This is a genomic window from Actinomadura madurae, from assembly GCF_900115095.1.
Lineage (GTDB): Bacteria > Actinomycetota > Actinomycetes > Streptosporangiales > Streptosporangiaceae > Spirillospora > Spirillospora madurae.
This window is the reverse complement of the sequence record NZ_FOVH01000028.1, coordinates 15,601-36,049: the sequence shown is the minus strand read 5'-3', so window position 1 is coordinate 36,049 and position 20,449 is coordinate 15,601. Positions and strand designations below refer to the sequence as shown.

Sequence of the window (20,449 nt, the reverse complement as noted above, 5' to 3'; positions counted from 1 at the left end):
CGGACACAACGTGCTCTCGTCAGGGCCGTCCCTTCGATGGAGTAAATTCCTCTACCTGTGGCCCGGATACCTGCACGGGAATGGCTCTGGGAGGTGCCGTAAATTGGCCAGTTTGTCGAAATTCGTGCCGGGTTGAAGGGGCGGGTGCCAGTCCGACGTACAGGCGCGGCCCGGGCGTGCCGACCGCGCGCTCCGCTCCCTTGCCTCTCCACAAGATCACGGGCATCCCTTGACCGGGGGGCTCTGCATGATCATGATGAAGGCCGCCTTCTTCTTAACGGGCCTAACGAACCTCGGTGGAGGTGTCCGGCATGCCGGTGGGCGGACGACGAGGACGGGGCGGCCGCTCCTGGCCGGTCATCATCGCGATGGCGGTGCTGCTGGTGGCGCCGCTCGCCGCGGCCGTGCCGGCGGCGGCCGAGGGGAACCCCGCCGCCCCGGTGGCCGCTCCGGAGCAGGGGTCCGGGCCCGCCGCCCGCGCGCTTCAGCGGATCCTCGGCAAGCGCAAGGCCGCCCAGGTCACGCTTCGCACGATCGGCAAGGGCGCCGGCGGCGACCGCTTCCGGGTCTCCGCCGAGGGCGGGCGGCTGGTGATCGCGGGCACCTCCCCGGCCGTCCAGCTCACCGGGTTCGGCCGGTACCTGCGCGAGGTCGCGCACGCCGACGTCGCGATCGGCGGGACGCAGCTCGACCTGCCCGCGCGGCTGCCGCTTCCCGCGAAGCCGATCGAGGCGGACGCGTCGGTCGCCCACCGGTTCGCGCTCAACGACACCAACGAGGGCTACGCGGGCGCCTACCTGAACTGGGAGGAGTGGGAGCGCCGCATCGACGCGCTCGCGCTGCTCGGCATCAACGAGGTGCTGGTGTACGAAGGGCAGGACGCCGTCTACCAGCGGACCTTCCAGCGGTTCGGTTACAGCGCGGCGGAGATGCGCGCGTGGATCCCGCAGCCGGGCCACCAGGCGTGGTGGCTGCTGCAGAACATGTGCTGCACCGACGGGCCGATCTCCCAGCAGCTGATCGACCGGCGCGCCGCGCTGGCCCGGCGCATGGTCGACCGGCTGCGCGAGCTGGGCATGACGCCGGTGCTGCCCGGCTACTACGGCACCGTCCCGACCGACTTCGAGACCCGCAACCCGGGCGCGAACACCGTTCCGCAGGGCACCTGGAACGGCCTGGAGCGCCCGGACTGGCTCGACCCGACGGGGCCGGAGTTCGGCAGGGTCGCGGCGGCGTTCTACAAGGCGCAGACCGAGCTGTACGGGCCGAGCACGATGTACAAGATGGACCTGCTGCACGAGGGCGGCCGGGCCGGGTCCGTGCCGGTGCCCGCGGCGTCCAGGGCCGTGCAGGACGCGCTCGACGCCGCGCATCCGGGCGCGACCTGGGTGATCCTCGGCTGGCAGAACAACCCCCGCGAGGAGACGCTCCAGGCGGTGGACCGGTCGCGGATGTTCATCGTGGACGGCATCACCGAGCAGCCGAACATCACCGACCGGGAGAAGGACTTCCTCGGCACGCCGTACGCCTTCGGCACCATCTGGAACTTCGGCGGCCACCAGAACTTCGGCGCCGGCCTCACCGTCTGGAACGAGAAGTTCCACGCGTGGCGCGCCAAGCCCGGCACCGCGATGGACGGCATCGCGCTGATGCCCGAGGCCATCGACAACAACCCGGCGGCGGTGGCGTTCTTCGCCGACATGCCGTGGCGGGACGGGCCGGTCGACATGGACGCCTGGTTCGATCAGTACGCCACCGCCCGCTACGGCGCCGCCGACCCGCACGCTCTCGCGGCCTGGCGGATCATCGGCGGGACGGCCTACGCCTGGCCGGCGGGCAAGGACACCCGGCACGTGACGGGCCTGTTCGACGACGAGCCGAACCTCGCCAACACCGGCACGCCCCTCCAGTACGAGCCCGCCGAGTTCGAGAAGGCCCTGGGCGAGCTGCTGAAGGTCGACCGGCGGCTGCGGCGGTCCGGCGCGTACCGCTACGACCTGGTCGACGTCTCCCGCCAGGTGCTGGCGAACCGGAGCAGGCTGCTCCTGCCGAAGATCCGGGTCGCCTACCGGGACGGCGACCGCGCCGCCTTCGCCCAGCTCACCGGCCGGTGGATGGGCGAGCTCCGCCTCATGGACGAGGTCCTTGGCACCGACCCCCATTTCCTCCTCGGCACCTGGCAGCGGGAGGCGGCCCGGCAGGCGGCGAGCCGCGAGGAGGCCGCGACGCTGGACTACAACCTCAAGTCGCTGGTCACGCTGTGGGAGAGCGACAGCCCGGGGCTCCAGGACTACGCGCGCCGCGAGTTCAACGGCCTGGTCGGGGGCTACTACGCCGGGCGCTGGCGGATGTTCTTCGACGAGCTGGGACGGTCGCTGAAGACGGGCGAGGAGCCGCGGCGGATCGACTGGCGCGCCGTCGCCGAGACGTGGGCGCGCGCGGGCACCCGCTACGCGGCCGAGCCGCGCGGCGACGCGTACCGGCTGGCGGAGCGGGTGGCCGGGGAGCCTGCGGGGGCGCTGGCCCTCGCCACCGGCCGGAAGGGCATCGAGCCGGGCGGCACCGTCCGGGTGACCGCGACCTTCACCAACGAGTCGGCGCTCAGCGCGGCCCGCGGGGTGCGCTTCCGGCTGGACGCGCCGCGCGGATACGAGGTCGTGCCGCAGTCGACCGGAGGGGACGACGTCGGCCCGGGGAAGACGGGGACCGCGACCTGGACGGTGACCGCGCCGTCCGGCGCTGAGCCGGGCACGCTGCCGGACCTGCGCGCCACGGTCTCCTGGCGCACCGCGGGAGGCGCGTCAGGCCAGGTGAGCGCGCGCTCCCTCCTCATGGTCGGTGGAAGCGCGTTCGACGAGCCCTACAAGACCGCCGCGTCCACCGAGGCGGAGTTCGCGCGGGCGGGAGACACGATCGGCATCGCCGCCGGCGGCAGGGACATGTGGGGCGGCACCAACGAGTTCGCGACCGTCTACAAGGATGGCGGGCTGGCCCCGGGAACCGCGGTGTCCACGAAGGTGACCAGGCTGGACGGCTCGTCCCCCTGGACCCGGGCCGGGCTGGTCGCGAGCGACGACCTGGCCGAGACCGGCTCGGCCGGGTACGCCGCCATCGCCGTCACGCCGGAGCACGGCTGCGTCTTCTCCTACGACGGCGACGGTGACGGCCGGCTCGACCACGTCACCGAGGTCGGCGGGTTCACCGCGGGCGCCGTCCACGTGCGGCTCCGCAGGGACGGCGACCGGATGACCGGATCGTGCAGTTCCGACGGTAAGAACTGGGCCGTGGTCGGTTCGGGGACGGTCCCGGGCGCGGCCGGTGCGCAGGACGTCGGCCTGTTCGCCAGCGCCGTCAACCGCGACACCGGCCAGGAGGCGATCGCCCTCTTCGGCGGCGGCGTCGTAGCGGCGCCCGACACGTCCCGCGACGGCTCCGGCGACCTGCTGCGGAGCCTCCGCAAGCCGGTGACGGCGCTCTCCTCCGAGCCCGGGCGGCCGCCGGAGGCCGCCAACGACGGCAGCCGCGCCAACTCGCCGTACTGGGGCGGCCGGATGACCTACGGCGAGAACTGGTGGCGGGTCGATCTCGGCGCCGTCAACGACGTGTCGCGCGTCAACGTCCGCAACTACGTCGACGGCACCCGCTACTACACCTACCGGCTGGAGGGCAGCCTCGACGGCGCCCGCTGGTTCACCATCGGCGGCCGCAACGGGCCCCGCCCGGCCGCCGACGCGGGCGACACCATGAACACCGAGGCCAGGGCCCGCTACGTCCGGGTGGTCGGCCTGGGCAACACCGCCAACCTCACCTTCCACCTCACCGAGGTCAGCGTCTACGGCACTCCGGCCGGGTGAGGCGGCCGCGCGCCGGTCAGGTGCCCAGCTCGGTGTCCAGCTTCTCCAACTGCGCGTCGTAGATGCGCCGCAGGCCCTTGGGGGCGAAGGTCTTCTCGAAGAACCCTCCGATGCCGCCCGCTCCGTCCCAGGTGGTCGTGACCTGCACGCGGGAGGTGTCACCGGCGGGGGAGACCGTCCATGTGGTGACCATGGAGGAGTTGGCGTCGCGCTCGACCAGCCGATCCTTGCCGGGCGTGCTCGCGGTGAAGAGGCAGTCGCGCACCCGCTTGCTCGTGGCGGCCAGCTTCCAGTGCACCACCGTGCCCTCGCCCTGGCCGCCCTCGCGCACGTCGTACTCGCTGAAGTGCTCGGTCAGGATGCGGGATCGGACACCGGTGTAGTCGCCGAGTGCGGCGAGCACCCGGTCCGGGCCGGCGTTCAGCGTTCGCTCTGTGGTGACCACGACTTGTCCCATGCGGCTCATCCTTTCATCGCCGTCGGTAGGGTGGACCGATGCTCCCGCAGCGACTGCTGTTCAGCCGGACGTTCAGTGAGGACCCGTACGCGGTCTACGCCGAGTTGAGGGAGTCGGGACCGGTCCACCCGATCGACTTCCCTCCCGGGGCCACCGCCTTCCTGGTGGTCGACCACGAGCATGGCCGCGCGGCCCTGAACGACCCGCGCCTTTCCAAGGACAGTGCCCACAGCGCCGTGCCCGTGAACGGCGAGATGTTCTTCGGCGGGACGATGCTCGCCATGGACCCGCCCGACCACACCCGCATGCGCGGGCTGGTCGCCAAGGCGTTCACCGCCCGGCGCGTCGAGCGGCTGCGCCCGCGCGTCGAGGAGATCGCCGGCGCCCTGCTGGACGGCGTCGCGGCGCGCGGCGAGGCCGACCTGATCGAGGATCTCGCGGTCCCGCTGCCGATCCAGGTCATCTGCGAGATGCTCGGCGTGCCGGCGTCGGACCGAGGACGGTTCCGCGAGTGGACGGCCGTGCTGACGGTGCCGGCGCTGACCGCCGGGGCCCGCGCGCACCGGCGCGAGGTGGCACGGGCCTTCACCGGCTATCTGGGCGAGGTGATCGCCGAACGGCGGGCCCGTCCGGAGGAAGACCTGGTCAGCGCCTTGATCGCGGCGCGCGACGGGGACGCCGCCCTCACCGAGGCCGAAATGGTCAACAGCATCGGGCTGCTGCTCATCGCCGGCCACGAGACCACGGTCAACCTCATCGGCAACGGTGTGCTGGCCCTGCTCCGGGCCCCCGGCCAGCTCGACCTGCTCCGGAGGCGGCCTGAGCTGCTGCCGTCCGCGGTCGAGGAACTGCTCCGGTTCGACGGGCCGCTGGCGTGGGCGAGCCAGCGCATCGCCCTGGAGGACATGGAGATCGCCGGGACCCCGATCCCCAAGGGCGCCTGGGTGCACGTCTCCCTCGGCGCCGCCGACCGCGACCCGGCGGTGTTCGAGGCGCCCGACCGGCTGGACGTCACCCGCGCCCCCAAGCGCCATGTCGCGTTCGGCCACGGCATCCACTTCTGCCTCGGCGCCCCGCTGGCCCGCCTGGAGGGCCAGATCGCCATCGGCGGCCTGCTGGACCGCTTCCCCGGCCTCGCGCTCGCCGTGCCGCCCGCCGACCTCCGCCATCACCGCACCGGCTCGATCGTCCGCGGCCTGGTCTCTCTTCCCGTGCGGGTTTGACGTCGACACTTCGGTTCGTCTGCGATTATCAGAGAAGGAGGTGGGGCCATGTCCGGGGAGTCTGGACCGGAGCCACAGATCGACACCAGCGTGCCGCATTCGGCGCGCGTCTGGGACTTCTGGCTCGGAGGCAAGGACAACTACCCGGTGGACCGCGAGGCCGGCGAGGCCGTGCTGCGGGTCCTGCCGGTGATCGCGAAGTCGGCGCAGAACGACCGGGCGTTCCTCGGTCGCGCGGTGCGGTTCGTGTCCTCCCAGGGCATCCGGCAGTTCCTGGATCTCGGGACCGGGCTGCCGACCGTCGACAACACCCACGAGGTCGCGCAGCGCGCCGCGCCGGAATCCCGGATCGTGTACGTCGACAACGACCCCCTGGTGCTCAGCCACGCCCGCGCCCTGCTGACCAGCACCCCGGAGGGGGCCTGCGACTACATCGAGGCCGACATCCGCGACACGGCGGAGGTCCTCGCGGGGGCCGCTCGCACGCTGGACTTCGACCGCCCGATCGCGCTGATGATGCTGGGCGTGCTCAACCACGTGGTGGACGACGACGCGGCCAGGGGCCTGGTCGCCGACCTGCTGAAGGAGCTCGCGGACGGCAGCTACCTCGTCATCTCCCACACCTGCGACGCCACCACCGACGAGCTGGACGGCGAGGCGATGCGCCGCGCCGTGCGCGAGGTGATGGACCGCGGCGGCACGCCCATCCGGGCCCGGTCGCCCGAGCAGATCGCGGAGCTGTTCGACGGAGCGCGCCTTCTGGAGCCCGGTGTCGTGTCGTGCTCGCGCTGGCGTCCCGACCCGTCCCCGTGGCCGGTGCCGGAGGTGCCGCACTTCAGCGGCGTCGCGATCGTCTCCCGCTCCGCCTAGCGGTGGTGCCCGGCGGGCGCGGACCGGTCCGCGCCCGCCGAGGCCCCTTGCTCGGCGGCACGGGCGATGCCCTGGCACATGCCCTTGAACACGCGGTGGTGGAAGGGGCGGGACGCCCACCAGTAGGCGTGCCCGGCCAGCCCGCGCGGGTGGAACAGGGCTCGCTGGCCGAGGACGGTGTGCCCGCCGCTCCGGTGGACGGCCAGTTCCAGCCAGGCCAGCCCCGGCAGCCGCATCTCGGCGCGCAGGCGCAGCAGCCGGCCCGGCTCGATCTCCTCGACGCGCCAGAAGTCCACCGTCTCGCCGACGCGCAGCCGCCGCGGGTCCCGGCGGCCGCGGCGCAGGCCGACGCCGCCGATGAGGCGGTCGATAAGGCCCCGGACGCGCCAGGCGAGCGGGAAGGAGTACCAGCCGCGGTCCCCGCCGATGCCCTCGACGACCTCCCACAGCCGGTCCGGCGGGGCGTGCGTGACACACGTCCGCTCATCGGTGTAGAGGCTGCCGCCGGCCCAGTTCGGGTCGGTGGGCAGCGGGTCGCTGGGGGCGCCCGGGGTGGCGGCCGACGACCAGCGGGTGGCGACGCCGGCCTCCCGGATGCGGCGCAGGGCCAGCGCCACCGACCGGTCGAAGCCGACCGGTCCGCCGGGCGGCGGGGGCACGTGCTCGGCGATGTCGTTCTCGCGGCAGACCACCTCGTTCCGCAGCGACTCCACGAGGGGGCGCGCCAGCGCGCCGGGGACGGGGGTGATCGCCCCCACCCACAGGCTCGACAGCCGCGGGCTCAGCACGGGGACGGGCACGATGATCCGGCGCCTGAGCCCCGCCACGGCGGCGTAGCGGCGCATCATGTCGGTGTAGGTGAGGACGTCCGGGCCGCCGATGTCGAAGCCGCGGTTCACGTCCGCGGGCAGGTCCGCGGACCCCACCAGGTAGTGCAGGACGTCCCGGATCGCGATCGGCTGGATGCGCGTGTGCACCCAGCGCGGAGTGACCATCACCGGCAGGCGCTCGGTCAGGTAGCGCAGCATCTCGAAGGAGGCCGACCCCGAACCGATGATCACGGCCGCGCGCAGCCATGCCGCGGGCACCCCGCCGGCGAGCATGATCTCGCCGACCTCGGCGCGGGACCGCAGATGCGGCGACAGCTCCTCCTCGGGATCCATGCCGCCGAGGTAGACGAGCCGGCCAACGCCGGCCTCCTGCGCGGCGTCGGCGAAGGTGCGGGCCGCGCGGCGGTCGTTCTCGGCGAAGCCCCCTCGGCCGCCGATCGCGTGGATGAGGTAGTAGGCGACGTCCACGCCCTCCAGGGCACGGCGGGTCGCGCCGGGATCGGTGGCGTCGGCCTCCGCGATCTCCACCCGCCCGGCCCAGGGCTGGTCGCGCAGCCGCCGGGCGGAGCGGGCCATGCACCGCACCCGGTGGCCGGCGTCCAGCAGTTCGGGCACCAGTCGGCCCCCGATGTAGCCGCTGGCTCCGGTGACCAGGCACGACCGCCCCTGCGTGGCGCCGGTGTCCATGAGCCTCCTCCGGTCGAATGATCACTTCGGGCCGATGACGGGGGACGGGTAGTCCAGGGCGCGCCTCCGGTCGTCCGCCAGCCTCCAGGGGCGGTGGACGCGCGGCCCCTCGATGCCGGCGAGCTCCGGCACGTGGCGGCGGACGTAGTCGCCGCCCGGGTCGAAGCGGGACGCCTGCCGGAGCGGGTTCATGACGCGGTCGGGCCTGGTGCTGTTGCCGGTGCCCGCCACCCACTGCCAGTTCCCGGCGTTGTCGGCGATGTCGCCGTCGATGAGCAGGTCGTTGAAGTGGCGCAGGCCCTGCCGCCAGTCGATGCCGAGGTCGCGGGTCAGGAACGACGCCGTGATGAGGCGGGCGCGGTTGTGCATGTAGCCTTCGCGGGCGAGCTGCCGCATGCCCGCGTCCACGATCGGGACGCCGGTCCTGCCGTCGCGCCAGGCGTCCAGGGCGTCCTCGTCCCGGTTCCAGCGCCCTTCGCGCGGCCGGTAGTCCTCCCTGGCGAGCGCGGGGAACGCCGCGGCGACCTGGTGGTGGAAGTCGCGCCAGGCGAGCTGGCGCCGGAACCCGTCCGGGCCGGCCCGCGCCAGTTCCCGCGGCGAGACGCAGCCGAACTTGATGTACGGGCTGAGCCGGGACGTGCGGTCGGCGGCGAGATCGTCGTGGACGTGCCCGTAGGACCCGGCGTCCTCGCGCAGCCACGCCGCCATGCGGGCGCGCCCGGCCCGCTCGCCGCCGGGCGCCGGGCAGGGCGACGCCGAGCCGGCGGTCAGGTCGGCCAGGTCGGGCAGCGGGCCGGGATCCAGGCCGGGCGGCAGGCCGACCGCCTCGGGCGTGCCGGCGAGCGGACGCGGGCGGGTGGCCTCCCAGGCCCGCCAGTACGGCGTGAACACCCGGTAGTGGTCGCCGCTCGCGGGGGTGAGGTCCCCGGGCGGGAGGACCGTGATGCCGGGGCACGCGGAGACCTCCAGGCCGAGCCCGCGGAGGCCGGCGAGGCGGCGGTCCGCGTGCGCGGAACGCTCGTCGGCCAGGAACAACGCGCCCGCTCCGGCGTCCCTGGCCAGGCGCGCGACCTCCGCCACCGGGTCGCCGCGCCGCAGCACCAGGTCGCCGCCCAGTTCCCGGAGCGATTCCCGCAGGTCGGCAAGGCTCTCAAGGAGGAACCGGACGCGGTTGGGCGGGGCGAACCGCCCGCCCAGGATCCGGTCGTCGAAGACGAAGAGCGGCACGACCCGGCGGGCCCGGCACGCCGCGGCCAGGGCGGGGTTGTCTCGGACTCGCAGGTCCCGGGTGAACAGCATGATCGAGGTGTCCATCACAGGGTCTTCGGACGGACGCCCCGGACCGGTTGCGCGCCCGGCGCCGCGGTGCAACCGGCGGGAGCGGTTCCGGCGAAGGCCTGGTGGATCGTACGCTGTGCGATCGGAGTGACACCGGAGACCGGAACGCGGGGTGGCTCGATGGAACCGGCGGCGGGACTGGGCGTGGGCGCGGTGGCGCGGCGCCTGGGCGTGGCCGCCGCCACGCTGCGCACGTGGGACCGCAGGTACGGGATCGGCCCGAGCGGGCGCAGCGCCGGCGGCCACCGCCGCTACACGGTCGCCGATCTGGCGCGGCTAGAGGCGATGCAGCGGCTCATCCTCGCGGGCGCGCCGCCGGGGGAGGCGGCGCGGGCCGCGCTGGACGGCCCGCCCGGCGCGCCGCTCCGCCCGCACGCGCACGGCGCCGGGGGCCGCCGGGTGCCGCTGGGCGAGGTGCCCGCCGGCGCGGACACCGCCGAGGCCCGGGGCCTCGCGCGGGCGGCGATGGCGCTGGACGTCCCGGCGATGACCCGGCTCGTCCGGACGGCCATCGCCCGGGACGCGGTCGCGGGGGCCTGGGACGGCCTGATCGTCCCGGTGCTGACCGGGATCGGGCGCAAGCACGAGGCCACCGGCGACTGCGTCGAGGTCGAGCACCTGCTGTCGACCGTGCTGCTCGCCTGCCTGGCGGAGGTGCCGGCGCCCGCGGAGCCGCTCAACGTCCGTCCGGTGCTCCTGGCGTGCGCGCCGGAGGAGCAGCACAGCCTGCCGGTGCACGCGCTGGCCGCCGCGCTCGCCGAGGAGGGCGTCGGCGTGCGCCTGCTGGGGGCGCGGGTGCCGGAGCACGCGCTGGCCGCCGCGATCCGGCGCACCGGGCCCGGCGCGGTGTTCGTGTGGTCGCAGACGGCCGGGACCGGCGATCCCGGCTGGCTGGACGGGCTGCCCGGCTCCCGCCCGGCGGCCCGCCTGCTGGCGGGCGGGCCGGGCTGGGCGCGTGACCGCCTCCCGGCCGGTGTCCGCCCGGTGACGAGCCTTCCCGCCGCGGTGGCCGAGATCAGGTCCGCGTTCGACCCGTCCTGACCTGCGCGAAACGTTTCCGCCCTCTTTGCGGTACCGAGGTGGCTTCTGCCCGGAATCCCAACTATGAATAAGTTTTGACGCGATTTCCTCGGGCAAGGGCGGAGGCATGACACTGGGAACGCGCCTCGCGCAGGGGGACGAGACGGCCCTGGACGAGTGCTACACCACGCTCGCGCCGCTGGTCCGGCGGCACGTCCTCCGGCTGGTTCCGGGCCATGCCGTCGACGACGTGGTCCAGCTGGTCTTCCTGGAGCTGTGGAGAACGCGCCGCCGGTTCGACCCCGCCCGCGAGCTGGAGCCGTGGGTGCTGGCCATCGCCCGCAAGCGCGCCATCGACCAGCTGCGCACCGAGGCGCGCCATCACCGCCGGTGGGCGCCGCTGGAGGATGTGGGAGAGCCCGACGCCACCCCCGCCGTGGACGCCGCGTGCGACGTCCGGAAGGCACTGGCCGCCCTGCCCGTCCTGCAGCGGCAGGCGATCGTGCTGGCCCACTTCGGGCAGCTCACGCAACGCGAGATCGCCGACCGGCTGTGCGTCCCGCTCGGGACCGTCAAGGCCCGCACGGCCCGCGGGCTCCACCGGATGAGGGAGCTGCTGTGAACCCGGAGGCCGTTGCCCGGCTTCACTCGTTCTTCGAGGCCGGCTGGCGCCCGCGCGACCTCGTCGAGTTCCACAGCCGCCACAAGCTGCAGGTGCTCGCCCACGAGCCGTCCGCCTACCGGGAGCTGGGCCGGATCGTCGCGCGGGCGGGCACCCGGCCCCGCGGCGAGGTGGAGGCCGCCTACCGCCGGACGTTCGAAGCGGCGCTGGCCGTCCGCCCGGACCGGGGCCGCCACACCAACGCCCTCCAGCACGCCTTCGGGCTGCTGAGGGACCGGCTCGACGACACGCGCCGGCATGACGTCCTGAACGCCATCGAGAGCTACCGCCAGGGGCGGGTTCCCCTCAGCGTTCCGATCGCCCTGCTCCGCCACCATGCCGAACGCGAAGATCTCGACTACCTGGCGCACCAGACCTACTTGGACGGGTAGGGCCGTTCGCGGGGACGCTTGCGGGCGCGGAGGACCGGGACGGGGTCGCGCCCGGGGACGATCTTGTTGGAGACCGTGCCGATGCCTTCGACGGTGAGGGTGACGGTGTCGCCCGGCTTGAGCGGGGGCGGGGTTCGGCCGCCGCGGTCGCGGCCCCACAGTTCGGCGAGGCAGCCGCCGTTGCCGCAGGTGCCCGACCCGAGGACGTCACCGGGGCGCAGGGTGGCACCGCGAGAGGCGTAGGCGAGCAGGTCCTCGAAGGGCCAGCCCATGTTGGACAGCAGGTCGCGTCCCACGATCTCGCCGTTGACGTCGGCGGTGAGGGCGAGCCGCAGGAGGCCCTCGGCGTCGCGGAAGGGCTCCAGCTCGTCGGCGGTGACCAGCCACGGCCCGAGGGTGGTGGCGGAGTCCTTGCCCTTGCAGGGGCCGAGACCGACCTGCATCTCGCGGGCCTGGAGGTCGCGCGCCGACCAGTCGTTGAAGATCGTGTATCCGTAGACGTGGTCGCGGGCCTGCTCCGGGGTGAGGTCGGCGCCCGGACGGCCGACGATCGCGGCGACCTCCAGTTCGAAGTCCAGCGCGGACGATCCGGGCGGGACGGGCACCGCGTCGTGGGCGCCGACCATCGCGTGCGGGTTGGAGAAGTAGAAGGTCGGCGCGTCGTACCAGGCGTCCGGGACTCCGGCCTCCCCGGACACGCTGCGCCGGACGCCCTCGACGTGCTCCTCGAAGGTCACGAAGTCGCGGACGGACGGCGGCTCGATCGGCGGCAGCAGCCGCACCTCCCGCAGGGGCACCGGTTCCGCCGCCTGGGGAAGCGGACCCGAGCGGACGATGTCGAGCAGTTCCGTGCCGAGCGGGAACGGTGCCACGGCGTCGCCGTCGACGATTCCGCAGCGCCGCAGGCCGAGATGCGCGTAGGTGGCGAGTCGCATGCTCGTCCTAGACGGGCGGGGCGACGAACACGCCGCGGTCGGGGTCGTTGAACGATTCCTTGGCGATGAGTTCGTTCATGGGGTTGGCCGTGCCCCACTGGTCGGTGACGTCGGGGTCGGAGAAGTCGTACAGGTGCGGGTGCCAGGCGTCTTCGTCGAGGTTCTCCAGTTCGGTGGTGTACTCGACGGTGTTGCCGTGCGGGTCGAGGAAGTAGGAGAAGGTGTTGTCCCCGGCCTTGTGGCGTCCCGGGCCCCAGATCATGCGGACTCCGGCGCGCAGCAGCCGTCCCGTCCCGTACATGTACTCGTCGATGCCGCGCATCTCGAACGAGACGTGGTGCAGGGACGTGTGCGGGCCCTTGGCGATCGCGACGCTGTGGTGCTGCGGGTTGCAGCGCATGAAGTGCATGACCTTTCCCATGTGCCGGGAGGTCAGCGTGTCCGACAGCGCGAAGTCCAGGTGGCGCTCGTACCAGGCGCGCGTGGCGTCCAGGTCGGGCGAGTTGAGGACGACGTGCGACAGCCGGACCGGCACGGCCTCCCGCGGCTCGATCCTGCGATGGGGGCGGGCGGCGACGTCCGCGGAGACCTCGACCGTCCGGCCGTCGACGTCGAAGAACCTGCACCCGTAGCCGCCGCCCGGCGTGGACAGCTTCCCGGGCTCGCTCACCTGCCTCACCCCGGCGCCGGCGAGCCGTTCGGCGAGGGCGTCCACGTCCGCCGGGGAGTCGGCGCCGAAGGAGACGAGGTCGAGGCGTTTGTCTTCCGCCTTCCGGAGCCGGACGACGTACTGCTCGGGTGACCCCTCCGCCGCGAGGAAGGAGATCCCGGTGTCGCCGGCCACCTCGGTCAGGCCCCAGACACCGGTGTAGAACCGGTGCTGCTTCTCGTAGTCGGGGACGGCGAGGTCGACGTGCCGCAGATGGGTGATGAGACGGTCGGGCATGGTCACTCCTTGATGTCGAAGAGCGCGGCGGCGTTGCCTCCGCGCACGGCGTCGAGGACGGGGCCGGGCGGGAGCGCGGCGCGCAGCCGGTCCAGCGGGTCCTCGACGCCCATGTCGAAGGGGTAGTCCGAGCCGAGGACGACCTGTGCCGCCCCGGCCGTGTCCACCAGCGAGCGCAGGGCACCGGGTTCGTAGACGAGGGAGTCGAACCAGATCCGGCGCAGGTAGGCGCTCGGCGGTTCGGCGCACGACCGGGCCTCGGGGCGCACCCGCCAGCCGTGGTCGGAACGTCCGAGGCCGGTGGGCAGGTAGCCGCCGCCGTGCGCCGCGACGATCTTCAGGCCGGGATGCCGGTCCAGCACACCGGAGAAGATCAGGTGCGACAGGGCGACCGCGTTCTCGGCCGGCTGCCCGACGATGTTGGACAGGTAGAACCGGTCGAGCCGCTCGTCCAGCGTGCAGCCGAAGGGGTGCAGGAACACCACGGCGCCGGACGCCTCGGCACGCGTCCAGAACGGCTCCAGTGCCTCGTCCGACAGTTCGAGGCCGGGTGCGCAGGAGGAGATCTCGACCCCGCGCAACCCGAGACCGAGCGCGTGGTCCAGTGCGGCGACCGCCAGATCCGGATGCTGGAGCGGGACGAGCCCGAGACCGTACAGCCGGTCGGGGGCCCGCCCGCGGTGCGCGGCGACGCCCTCGTTCGCCAGCCGGTACACGGTGCGGGCGAGGTCGCGGCGGGCCCAGTAGTGGTAGTGCGACGGGGACGGGCTGACGATCTGCACGTCGATCCCGGCGGCGTCCATGACGGCCAGCCGCTCCTCCACCCGGGTCAGGCGGCCGATCCGCTCGCCGACCATCCGGCCGCTGACCTGGAGGGACGCGGCCCCGTTGCGCCGCGCGTCCAGCGCCCGGTGCTCGGCGTGCCCCGGTTCCCCGGCGACCGTCTCCTCGATCTCTGGGAGCAGGACGTGCGCGTGGACGTCGATGGTCTTCACGGCCGCTCCGTGACGAGGGCGGCGATGCGTCCCATGAGCCCGGGGACGTCGGCGTCGGGCGAGGGGTCGAGCTGCCAGCGCGCGAGCTGCACCGACGCGTCGACGACCGCCCTGGCCCGCTCGAACCGCCGGTCCATGAACGCGTCGAAGAGAGCCTGGCCGGCCGGCGCGCCGCCGAGGAGCAGCTCGGCGAGGACGGAGGCGTCCTCCAGGCATTGCGCCGCGCCCTGGGCGAGCGTCGGTGGGCACGCGTGCGCAGCGTCCCCGATGAGCACGACCCGGCCCCGGTTCCACGGGCGCGGGACCAGCAGCGACTCGAACCAGGTGTAGTTGATCCGGTCCGGGTCGGTGATGCCGGTGCGGATCTCGTCCCACACGCCGCCGTACCCGGCGGCGAGCGCCCGCATATGAGCGGCCTTGTCCGCTTCTTTACTAAATTCTCGTGGCCGTGCCTTCTCGACCAGGTACGCGTACATCGTGTCCGGCCCGGTGGGGCAGTACCCGGCGATGAAGCACGGCCCGCCGTAGATCAGGTCGGTGCGCTCGACGCCCTTGGGGCGGCTCGTGTGGATCCGCCAGATCCCCATGCCGGCCGGCTCCGGCTCGACGTGGATGCCGATGAGCCGGCGCACGGCGGAGCGGATCCCGTCGGCGCCTACGACGAGGTCATAGGCCCCGGAGGACCCGTCCGACAGGTGGGCGGTGATGCCCGCGCCGCCCTCCTCAAGGGCCGACACGGTGAGCCCGTACCGGACGCGGGCGCCCGCGTCCCGCACCGCCTCCGCGAGGATCGCGGCCAGCTCGGGGCGGTTCATCCCGACCGTCGCCGGCAGGTCCGGCCCGCCGGTGCGGGCGCCGGGGATCTCGGCGATCAGCGACCCGTCCGGCGCCCGGAGCCCGAGCATGTCGAACCCGTACCCGGCGGCCTCCACCCGCTCCCACACGCCGAGGTCGCGCAGCACGCGCAGCGCGTTGCCCTGCAGCGTGATCCCGGAGCCCGACCCGACCGGCCCGGCCGCGATCTCGGCGACGTCGACCGAGACGCCGCCGCGCGCCAGCGGGATCGCCAGCGCCGACCCGGCGGTGCCGCCGCCGACGATCAGTACCTTCATGACGCCTCACTTGATCGCGATGGGGTTGACGGGGGAGCCGACCGCGCCGGTGACCGGCAGCGGCGCGGCGGTGAGCCAGAAGTCGTACCGGCCGTCGCCCGCGCAGTGCGCGGCGAGGCCGTCCAGGTCCCACATCTCGCCGACCAGCAGCCCGATGTGCGGGATGACGACCTGGTGCAGCGGCTGGAACGCCTCGTCGAACTCGTTCGGCCGGACCTCGAAGCCCCACGTGTCGGTCGCGATGGCGGCGATCTCCGTGCGGTGCAGCCATCCGGCGGTGGTGAACGACAGCCCCGGCGCGGGCCCGCCCGCGTAGTCGCCCCACCCGTCCCGCCGGGCGCGCGCCAGCCGCCCCGTCCGGACGCAGACGATGTCGCCGCGCCCGACCGTCACGCCGTGCGCGCCGATCGTCGTCCGCAGGTGCTCCTCGGTGATGGCGAACCCGTCCGGCAGCTCGCCGCCGCCGCCGAGCACGCGGCCCACGTCCAGCAGCACCCCGCGGCCGGCGACGTGCGGGGCGAGATGCTCGATGCCGGTCACCAGGTCGCCTTCGGAGGTGACGACCTTCTCCGCCGGACGCCCGTTCCACGCCCGGCCGTGGTCGAAGATGTGGCCCAGGCCGTCCCACTGCGTGGAGCACTGCAACGGCATCGCGATCACATCGTCGGCGCCGCCGATCCCGTGCGGGAAGCCCTGGTTGCCGAGCGCCGCGTCCGCCCCGGTGTCGAGCATGGTGTGGACGGGGTTGGTGCGCCGGCGCCAGCCCTTCTGCGGCCCGTCCATGTCGAACCGCTGCGAGAGCGAGAAGGAGACGCCCTGCCGGACGAGCGCGGCGCCCTCCCGCCGCTTGGCCTCGTCGATGAAGTTCACGGTGCCGAGGGCGTCGTCCTCGCCCCACCGCCCCCAGTTGGAGCACGCGGCGGCCGCCTCGGCGACGGCGGCCTCGGGATCGGTGCGGTCGGGCGTCATGCCTCCTCCACGCACCGGTTGCGCTGGACGCCGAGACCCGTGATGGCGCCCTCCATGACGTCGCCGGGCCGCAGCAGCCGCCCCAGGTGCAGGCCGTTACCGGCCGGGCTTCCGGTCAGGACCAGGTCGCCGGGCAGCAGCCGGACGGTCCGGGACGCCTCCGCCACCAGCCGCGCCACGCCGAAGAGCATGTCCTTCGTGGTCTCGTCCTGCATGACCTCGCCGTTCAGCCGCAGCGTGATCCGCAGGTCGCCCGGGTCGGCCACGAACCGCGACGGCACGAGATACGGGCCGAGCGGTGTGAACGTCGGAGCGTTCTTCGCCCGCAGCCAGTCGGTGCCGATCTCCGGCATGTCCCGCCGGAACACCGCCTCCCGCGCCGTCAGGTCGTTGGCGATCGTGTAGGCGGCGACGTGCTCCAGCGCCCGGTCCTCCGGGACGCGGAACGCGCCGCGGCCGATCACCGCCGCCAGCTCCAGCTCCCAGTCCGGCTTCTCGCACCACGACGGCAGCACCACGTCGTCGTAGGGGCCGGTGATGGACGACGGCAGCCCGGTGAACAGGTACGGACGGCCCTCGGCCGCGCGGCGGTCCGTCATCGCCGCCGTCTCGGCCCGGACCTGCTCGGCGGGCCGTCCGCCCTCCGGCTCGTGCGCCACCGCGAGGTCGATGACGTGCGTGCGGTAGTTGGCGCCCGACTGGAGGAGCTGGCGCGGCTCGATGGGCGCGTGCACATTCAGCCCGTCCAGCGGGACCGCGTCCCCGCCGGCCGAGTGCAGTAGGGGCAGGACGTCGTCCCAGCGTTCGAGCAGGTCCCGCGTCGTCGCCGCCAGGGAGCGCAGGTCGGTGACCAGTCCGTCGCGGACGAGGCCTGGGAACGGTGTCCCGTCCCGGCCGGAGAAGGTGCCGAGTGCGAACGGCGGTGAAGGTGAGTCCACGGAGGAGTCCTCTCGGTCTGTGCCCCTAACCTTGAGGCACCCATCTGGATCTGGGAAATAGATTCCTCGTATGCCACCCATCGACCCCGTGGATGACCGATGAACCTGGCGAGTCTCGACCTCAACCTCCTGGTCGCCCTCGACGCGCTGCTGACAGAACGCAACGTCACGAGGGCCGGGCAGCGCATCGGGCTCAGCCAGCCCGCCACCAGCGCCGCCCTCGCCCGCCTCCGCCGCCACTTCGCCGACGACCTGCTGGTCAGGGCGGGCAACACCTACGAGCTGACCCCGCTCGGCGCGGCGCTGCGGGCACCCGCCGAGACGGCCTGCGCCCTCCTGGAGCGGCTCTTCACCAGCCGCGCCGAGTTCGACCCCGCCACCGCCGGCCGCGAGTTCACGATCGTCGCGTCCGACTACGCGGTCGCGGTGTTCGGCGCCGGACTGGCCCGCGCCCTGCACACCGACGCCCCGGGGACGCGCCTGGTCTTCCAGCAGTTCTCCCCCGACATCGTCGACGACACCGGCGCCGTCCTCAGCGCCGTCGACGGCCTGCTCATGCCGCACGGCATCGTCAGCGGCTTCCCGACCGTCGAGCTGTACCGCGACGAGTGGGTCTGCGTCGTCGCCGACGACCACCCCGACGTCGGCGACCGCCTCACCATGGACGACCTCGCCACCCTGCCCTGGGTCGTCTTCCAGCGCCCCTACGACGCCCCGGCCGCGCGGCAGCTCAGCATGCTCGGCCTGGAACCGCGCGTCGAGGTGTCGGTGCAGAGCTTCCAGCTCCTCCCGAGCCTCGTCGCCGGGACCCGCCGCATCGCCCTGATCCAGCGCCGCCTCGCCGAGCTGTTGCGCCCGGTCGCGAAGGTCCGCGTCCTGCCGTGCCCGTTCGAGGCGGTGCCCGTCCAGGAGGCGCTGTGGTGGCACCCCGTCCACACGCAGGACGCGGCCCACATCTGGCTCCGCGAGACGGCCGCCTGCGTCGCCGCCGGGCTGGACGCCTGACCGGCCGGTCCCGATCCGGGGCGACCGGTTGCCCGCCGCGGCGTCCCGCTGGACCCTGGCGTACATGATCGATGGGGCGGGCAGGCGCGGCGGGATCGCGGTGGGGTGGGCGGCCGTGCTCGTCTGCCTGGTCATCGGATCGGCGGCGGTGCAGATCATGGGCCGCGCCGGGGCGGACGCCCGGCCGGTCCGCGCGCCGGTGGTGGTCATCGGCGTCGCCGGGCTGGCGTGGGGGGACATCCGCGCGAACCAGACGCCGCACCTGTGGCGGCTGCTCACCGGCGGTGCGGCGACCGGCGCGGCGACCGTGCGCACGACCGGCGGGTCCGCGTGCGCGTCCGACGGGTGGCTGTCGCTGTCGGCGGGGCAGGCCGCCGTGGGCCCGCGCACCGGCGCGGGTGGTTGCGTCCCCCTCCCGGCGGTGCGGGACACCGGCCGTGGCGCGCGGGTGACGCGGTGGGACCGGCTCGTCGACGCCCAGCGCCGGTCGGAGTTCTCACCGCTCCCCGGGGTGCTCGGCAGGGCGCTGGCGGAGCACGAGGGGTGCGAGACCGCCGTCGGCCCCGGCGCCGCGATCGCCCTCGCGCGCCCGGACGGTACGGTCGGGCGCTACCGCGCCACCGTCGACGGCGCCGCGCTCCGCTGCCCGGTCACGGTGATCGACGGCGGCCAGGTCGTGGAGTCGGGATCCGGGCGGCTCGCCTCGCTGGCGAGGATCGACGCGTTCGCGGGCGAGGTCCTGCGGCGCCTCGGCGGCGAGGTCACCGTGCTGATCCAGGGGGTCACCGAGCCGCCGGGCGGGACGCCCCACCTCGCGGTGAGCATGGTCCGCGGCCCGGTGACGGCGTCCCGGCCCGATCCCGCGCTGCTGACGGTCACCTCGACCCGCTGGGGCGGGGTGGTGCGGCTGCTGGACGTCCCGAGCACCCTCGTGGACGCGGCCGGCGCCCCCGAGCCGGCGGAGTTCAGCGGCGCGCCGATCTCCCTCGGCCGGGCGCGCCCCACCGACGCGACGAGGACCGTGCACGAGCTGGGCGCCGTGACCACGACCGACCAGACGCTGCGGCGCTGGGCGGGGCTGCTCCTGGTCATCGTGGCGGGTTCGCAGCTCGTGCTGTTCGCCGCCGCAGCGATGGCGCGGCGCCGATCGTCGGACAGGGGGAGGCGGGCCTTCGCCGGCGCGGCCCTCGTCTTCTCGGTGATCCCGGTCTCGATGTATCTGGTGTCGCTGACGCGGTGGTGGCACAGCCCGTTCCCGGACGCGACGCTGTGGGGCGCCCTGGCCGTCACCGTCGCGGTGGCGGTCGTGCCGGTGGCGCTGCTGCCCGCGCGCCCGCTCTGGCACGTGCCCCTGGCGGTCGGCCTGCTGACCTTCAGCGTGCTGGTCGTGGACGCGGCGACCGGCACCCTGCTGCACCGTGCGAGCCCGTTCGGCCCGTCCGCACTGTACGGCGGCCGGTACTACGGGTTCGGCAACTCCACCTTCGCCGTCTTCTCCGTCGCCGCGCTGGTGCTGGCCGGAGCGGCCGCGGCCGAGCTGACCGCCCGCGGGCGGCGCCGGGCGGCGACCGCGGCGGTGGCGGCCATCGGCGCCGTCGCGGTCGCCGTCGACACCTGGCCCGGCTGGGGCGCCGACGTGGGAGGGGGCCTGGCCCTGATCCCGGGGGTCGCGGTGCTGGCGCTCACGATCGCCGGGGTGCCGCTGACACCGGTGCGGCTGGCGGCGGTCGGGTCGGCGGCGGTCGCCGTGGTCGCGGCCGTGGGCGCGGCCGACTGGCTGCGCCCGCCGGCCTCGCGGACGCATGCCGGGCGCTTCGTCCAGGAGGTGCTCGACGGGCAGGCCTGGCAGCTCGTCGAGCGCAAGGCCGGCTACGCGCTGGGCTCGCTGGCGGGCGGCCCGGTGGCGTGGGGGACCGTGCTCGTCCTCGCGCTCCTGGTCCTGGCGGTGGCGCGGCCCGAGCGGTTCGCTCCGGCCTGGTCGCACGCCGCCCTGCGCGAGTGGCCGGCGCTGCGCCCCACCCTCGCGGCGGTGCTGACCACGTGCGTGATCGGCGCGGTCGTCAACGACTACGGCATCCGGCTCGTCACCTTCGGGCTCGTCACGCTGCTGCCCGTCGTCGCCCTGACCTGCGCCCGCGCGGGCGGCACGGCGCCGGCGCGAACGCCGTCCCCGCGCCCCTCCCTTGATGTGGACACCTGTCCAGACTAAGGTCCGCT

General features: G+C 74.1%; 17 protein-coding genes. 8 read left to right on the top strand and 9 right to left on the bottom strand.

Going from position 1 to position 20,449, the window contains the following annotated elements:
- Positions 1 to 311 precede the first annotated feature (311 nt).
- On the top strand, positions 312 to 3,854 hold the full coding sequence (locus BM339_RS44455) for an alpha-N-acetylglucosaminidase TIM-barrel domain-containing protein (protein WP_143118843.1): 3,543 nt from the start codon (positions 312 to 314) through the stop codon (positions 3,852 to 3,854).
- Positions 3,855 to 3,870: 16 nt separating this feature from the next.
- Here BM339_RS44455 and BM339_RS44450 read toward each other — a convergent pair whose 3' ends face one another.
- Entirely contained in the window at positions 3,871 to 4,311 is a 441-nt protein-coding gene (locus tag BM339_RS44450) for an SRPBCC family protein (protein ID WP_024936455.1), read from the bottom strand.
- Between the two features lie 38 nt (positions 4,312 to 4,349).
- On the opposite strand from BM339_RS44450, the gene BM339_RS44445 reads away from it, so the two are divergent.
- Together BM339_RS44445 and BM339_RS44440 are read left to right on the top strand one after the other, a co-directional pair.
- Complete coding sequence (locus BM339_RS44445; protein ID WP_075024754.1) at positions 4,350 to 5,534, top strand: cytochrome P450 family protein; 1,185 nt, start codon at positions 4,350 to 4,352, stop codon at positions 5,532 to 5,534.
- A 48-nt stretch (positions 5,535 to 5,582) separates the two neighbouring features.
- Positions 5,583 to 6,404 (top strand): SAM-dependent methyltransferase, encoded by an 822-nt coding sequence (locus tag BM339_RS44440; RefSeq protein ID WP_075024753.1) that lies wholly within the window; start codon positions 5,583 to 5,585, stop codon positions 6,402 to 6,404.
- On the opposite strand, the gene BM339_RS44435 is transcribed toward BM339_RS44440, so the two are convergent.
- Together BM339_RS44435 and BM339_RS44430 are read right to left on the bottom strand one after the other, a co-directional pair.
- Complete coding sequence (locus BM339_RS44435) at positions 6,401 to 7,921, bottom strand: SDR family oxidoreductase (protein ID WP_075024752.1); 1,521 nt, start codon at positions 7,919 to 7,921, stop codon at positions 6,401 to 6,403. The genes BM339_RS44440 and BM339_RS44435 overlap by 4 nt on opposite strands.
- Before the next feature lie 21 nt (positions 7,922 to 7,942).
- The gene (locus BM339_RS44430) at positions 7,943 to 9,235 is read right to left on the bottom strand and encodes a cryptochrome/photolyase family protein (protein ID WP_075024751.1); all 1,293 of its coding nucleotides are present in this window, start codon (positions 9,233 to 9,235) and stop codon (positions 7,943 to 7,945) included.
- 144 nt (positions 9,236 to 9,379) lie between these two features.
- Here BM339_RS44430 and BM339_RS44425 point away from each other — a divergent pair, with 144 nt between their 5' ends.
- The 3 genes from BM339_RS44425 (at position 9,380) to BM339_RS44415 (ending at position 11,332) form a co-directional block, all read left to right on the top strand.
- A complete protein-coding gene (locus BM339_RS44425; RefSeq protein WP_075024750.1) occupies positions 9,380 to 10,300 on the top strand; it encodes a MerR family transcriptional regulator in 921 nt (306 codons plus the stop codon).
- 106 nt (positions 10,301 to 10,406) lie between these two features.
- Positions 10,407 to 10,901 (top strand): RNA polymerase sigma factor, encoded by a 495-nt coding sequence (locus tag BM339_RS44420; RefSeq protein ID WP_021598719.1) that lies wholly within the window; start codon positions 10,407 to 10,409, stop codon positions 10,899 to 10,901.
- Positions 10,898 to 11,332 (top strand): YbgA family protein, encoded by a 435-nt coding sequence (locus BM339_RS44415; RefSeq protein ID WP_075024749.1) that lies wholly within the window; start codon positions 10,898 to 10,900, stop codon positions 11,330 to 11,332. The genes BM339_RS44420 and BM339_RS44415 overlap by 4 nt, the downstream gene beginning before the upstream one ends.
- On the opposite strand, the gene BM339_RS44410 is transcribed toward BM339_RS44415, so the two are convergent.
- The 6 genes from BM339_RS44410 to BM339_RS44385 are packed head-to-tail and all read right to left on the bottom strand — an operon-like array spanning position 11,317 to position 17,227.
- Positions 11,317 to 12,267 carry a fumarylacetoacetate hydrolase family protein gene (locus BM339_RS44410; RefSeq protein WP_075024748.1) on the bottom strand — a complete coding sequence of 317 codons (951 nt, stop codon included), beginning with the start codon at positions 12,265 to 12,267 and terminating at the stop codon, positions 11,317 to 11,319. The two genes, BM339_RS44415 and BM339_RS44410, sit on opposite strands and share 16 nt — an antisense overlap.
- 7 nt (positions 12,268 to 12,274) lie before the next feature.
- Positions 12,275 to 13,213, bottom strand: a complete 939-nt coding sequence (locus BM339_RS44405) for a VOC family protein (RefSeq protein WP_075024747.1) — start codon at positions 13,211 to 13,213, stop codon at positions 12,275 to 12,277.
- Positions 13,214 to 13,215: 2 nt separating this feature from the next.
- Positions 13,216 to 14,208, bottom strand: a complete 993-nt coding sequence (locus BM339_RS44400; protein ID WP_075024746.1) for an amidohydrolase family protein — start codon at positions 14,206 to 14,208, stop codon at positions 13,216 to 13,218.
- Positions 14,205 to 15,320 carry an FAD-dependent oxidoreductase gene (locus BM339_RS44395; RefSeq protein WP_075024745.1) on the bottom strand — a complete coding sequence of 372 codons (1,116 nt, stop codon included), beginning with the start codon at positions 15,318 to 15,320 and terminating at the stop codon, positions 14,205 to 14,207. Before BM339_RS44395 ends, BM339_RS44400 begins: the two co-directional genes overlap by 4 nt.
- Positions 15,321 to 15,326: 6 nt before the next feature.
- Positions 15,327 to 16,289 (bottom strand): cyclase family protein, encoded by a 963-nt coding sequence (locus BM339_RS44390; protein WP_021598725.1) that lies wholly within the window; start codon positions 16,287 to 16,289, stop codon positions 15,327 to 15,329.
- On the bottom strand, positions 16,286 to 17,227 hold the full coding sequence (locus BM339_RS44385; protein WP_244938669.1) for a fumarylacetoacetate hydrolase family protein: 942 nt from the start codon (positions 17,225 to 17,227) through the stop codon (positions 16,286 to 16,288). Before BM339_RS44385 ends, BM339_RS44390 begins: the two co-directional genes overlap by 4 nt.
- Positions 17,228 to 17,326: 99 nt before the next feature.
- Between BM339_RS44385 and BM339_RS44380 the strand changes: the two genes are divergently transcribed.
- Together BM339_RS44380 and BM339_RS50460 are read left to right on the top strand one after the other, a co-directional pair.
- Entirely contained in the window at positions 17,327 to 18,232 is a 906-nt protein-coding gene (locus BM339_RS44380; protein WP_075024743.1) for a LysR family transcriptional regulator, read from the top strand.
- A 64-nt stretch (positions 18,233 to 18,296) separates the two neighbouring features.
- Complete coding sequence (locus BM339_RS50460) at positions 18,297 to 20,441, top strand: hypothetical protein (RefSeq protein ID WP_177287924.1); 2,145 nt, start codon at positions 18,297 to 18,299, stop codon at positions 20,439 to 20,441.
- Positions 20,442 to 20,449: the final 8 nt, after the last annotated feature.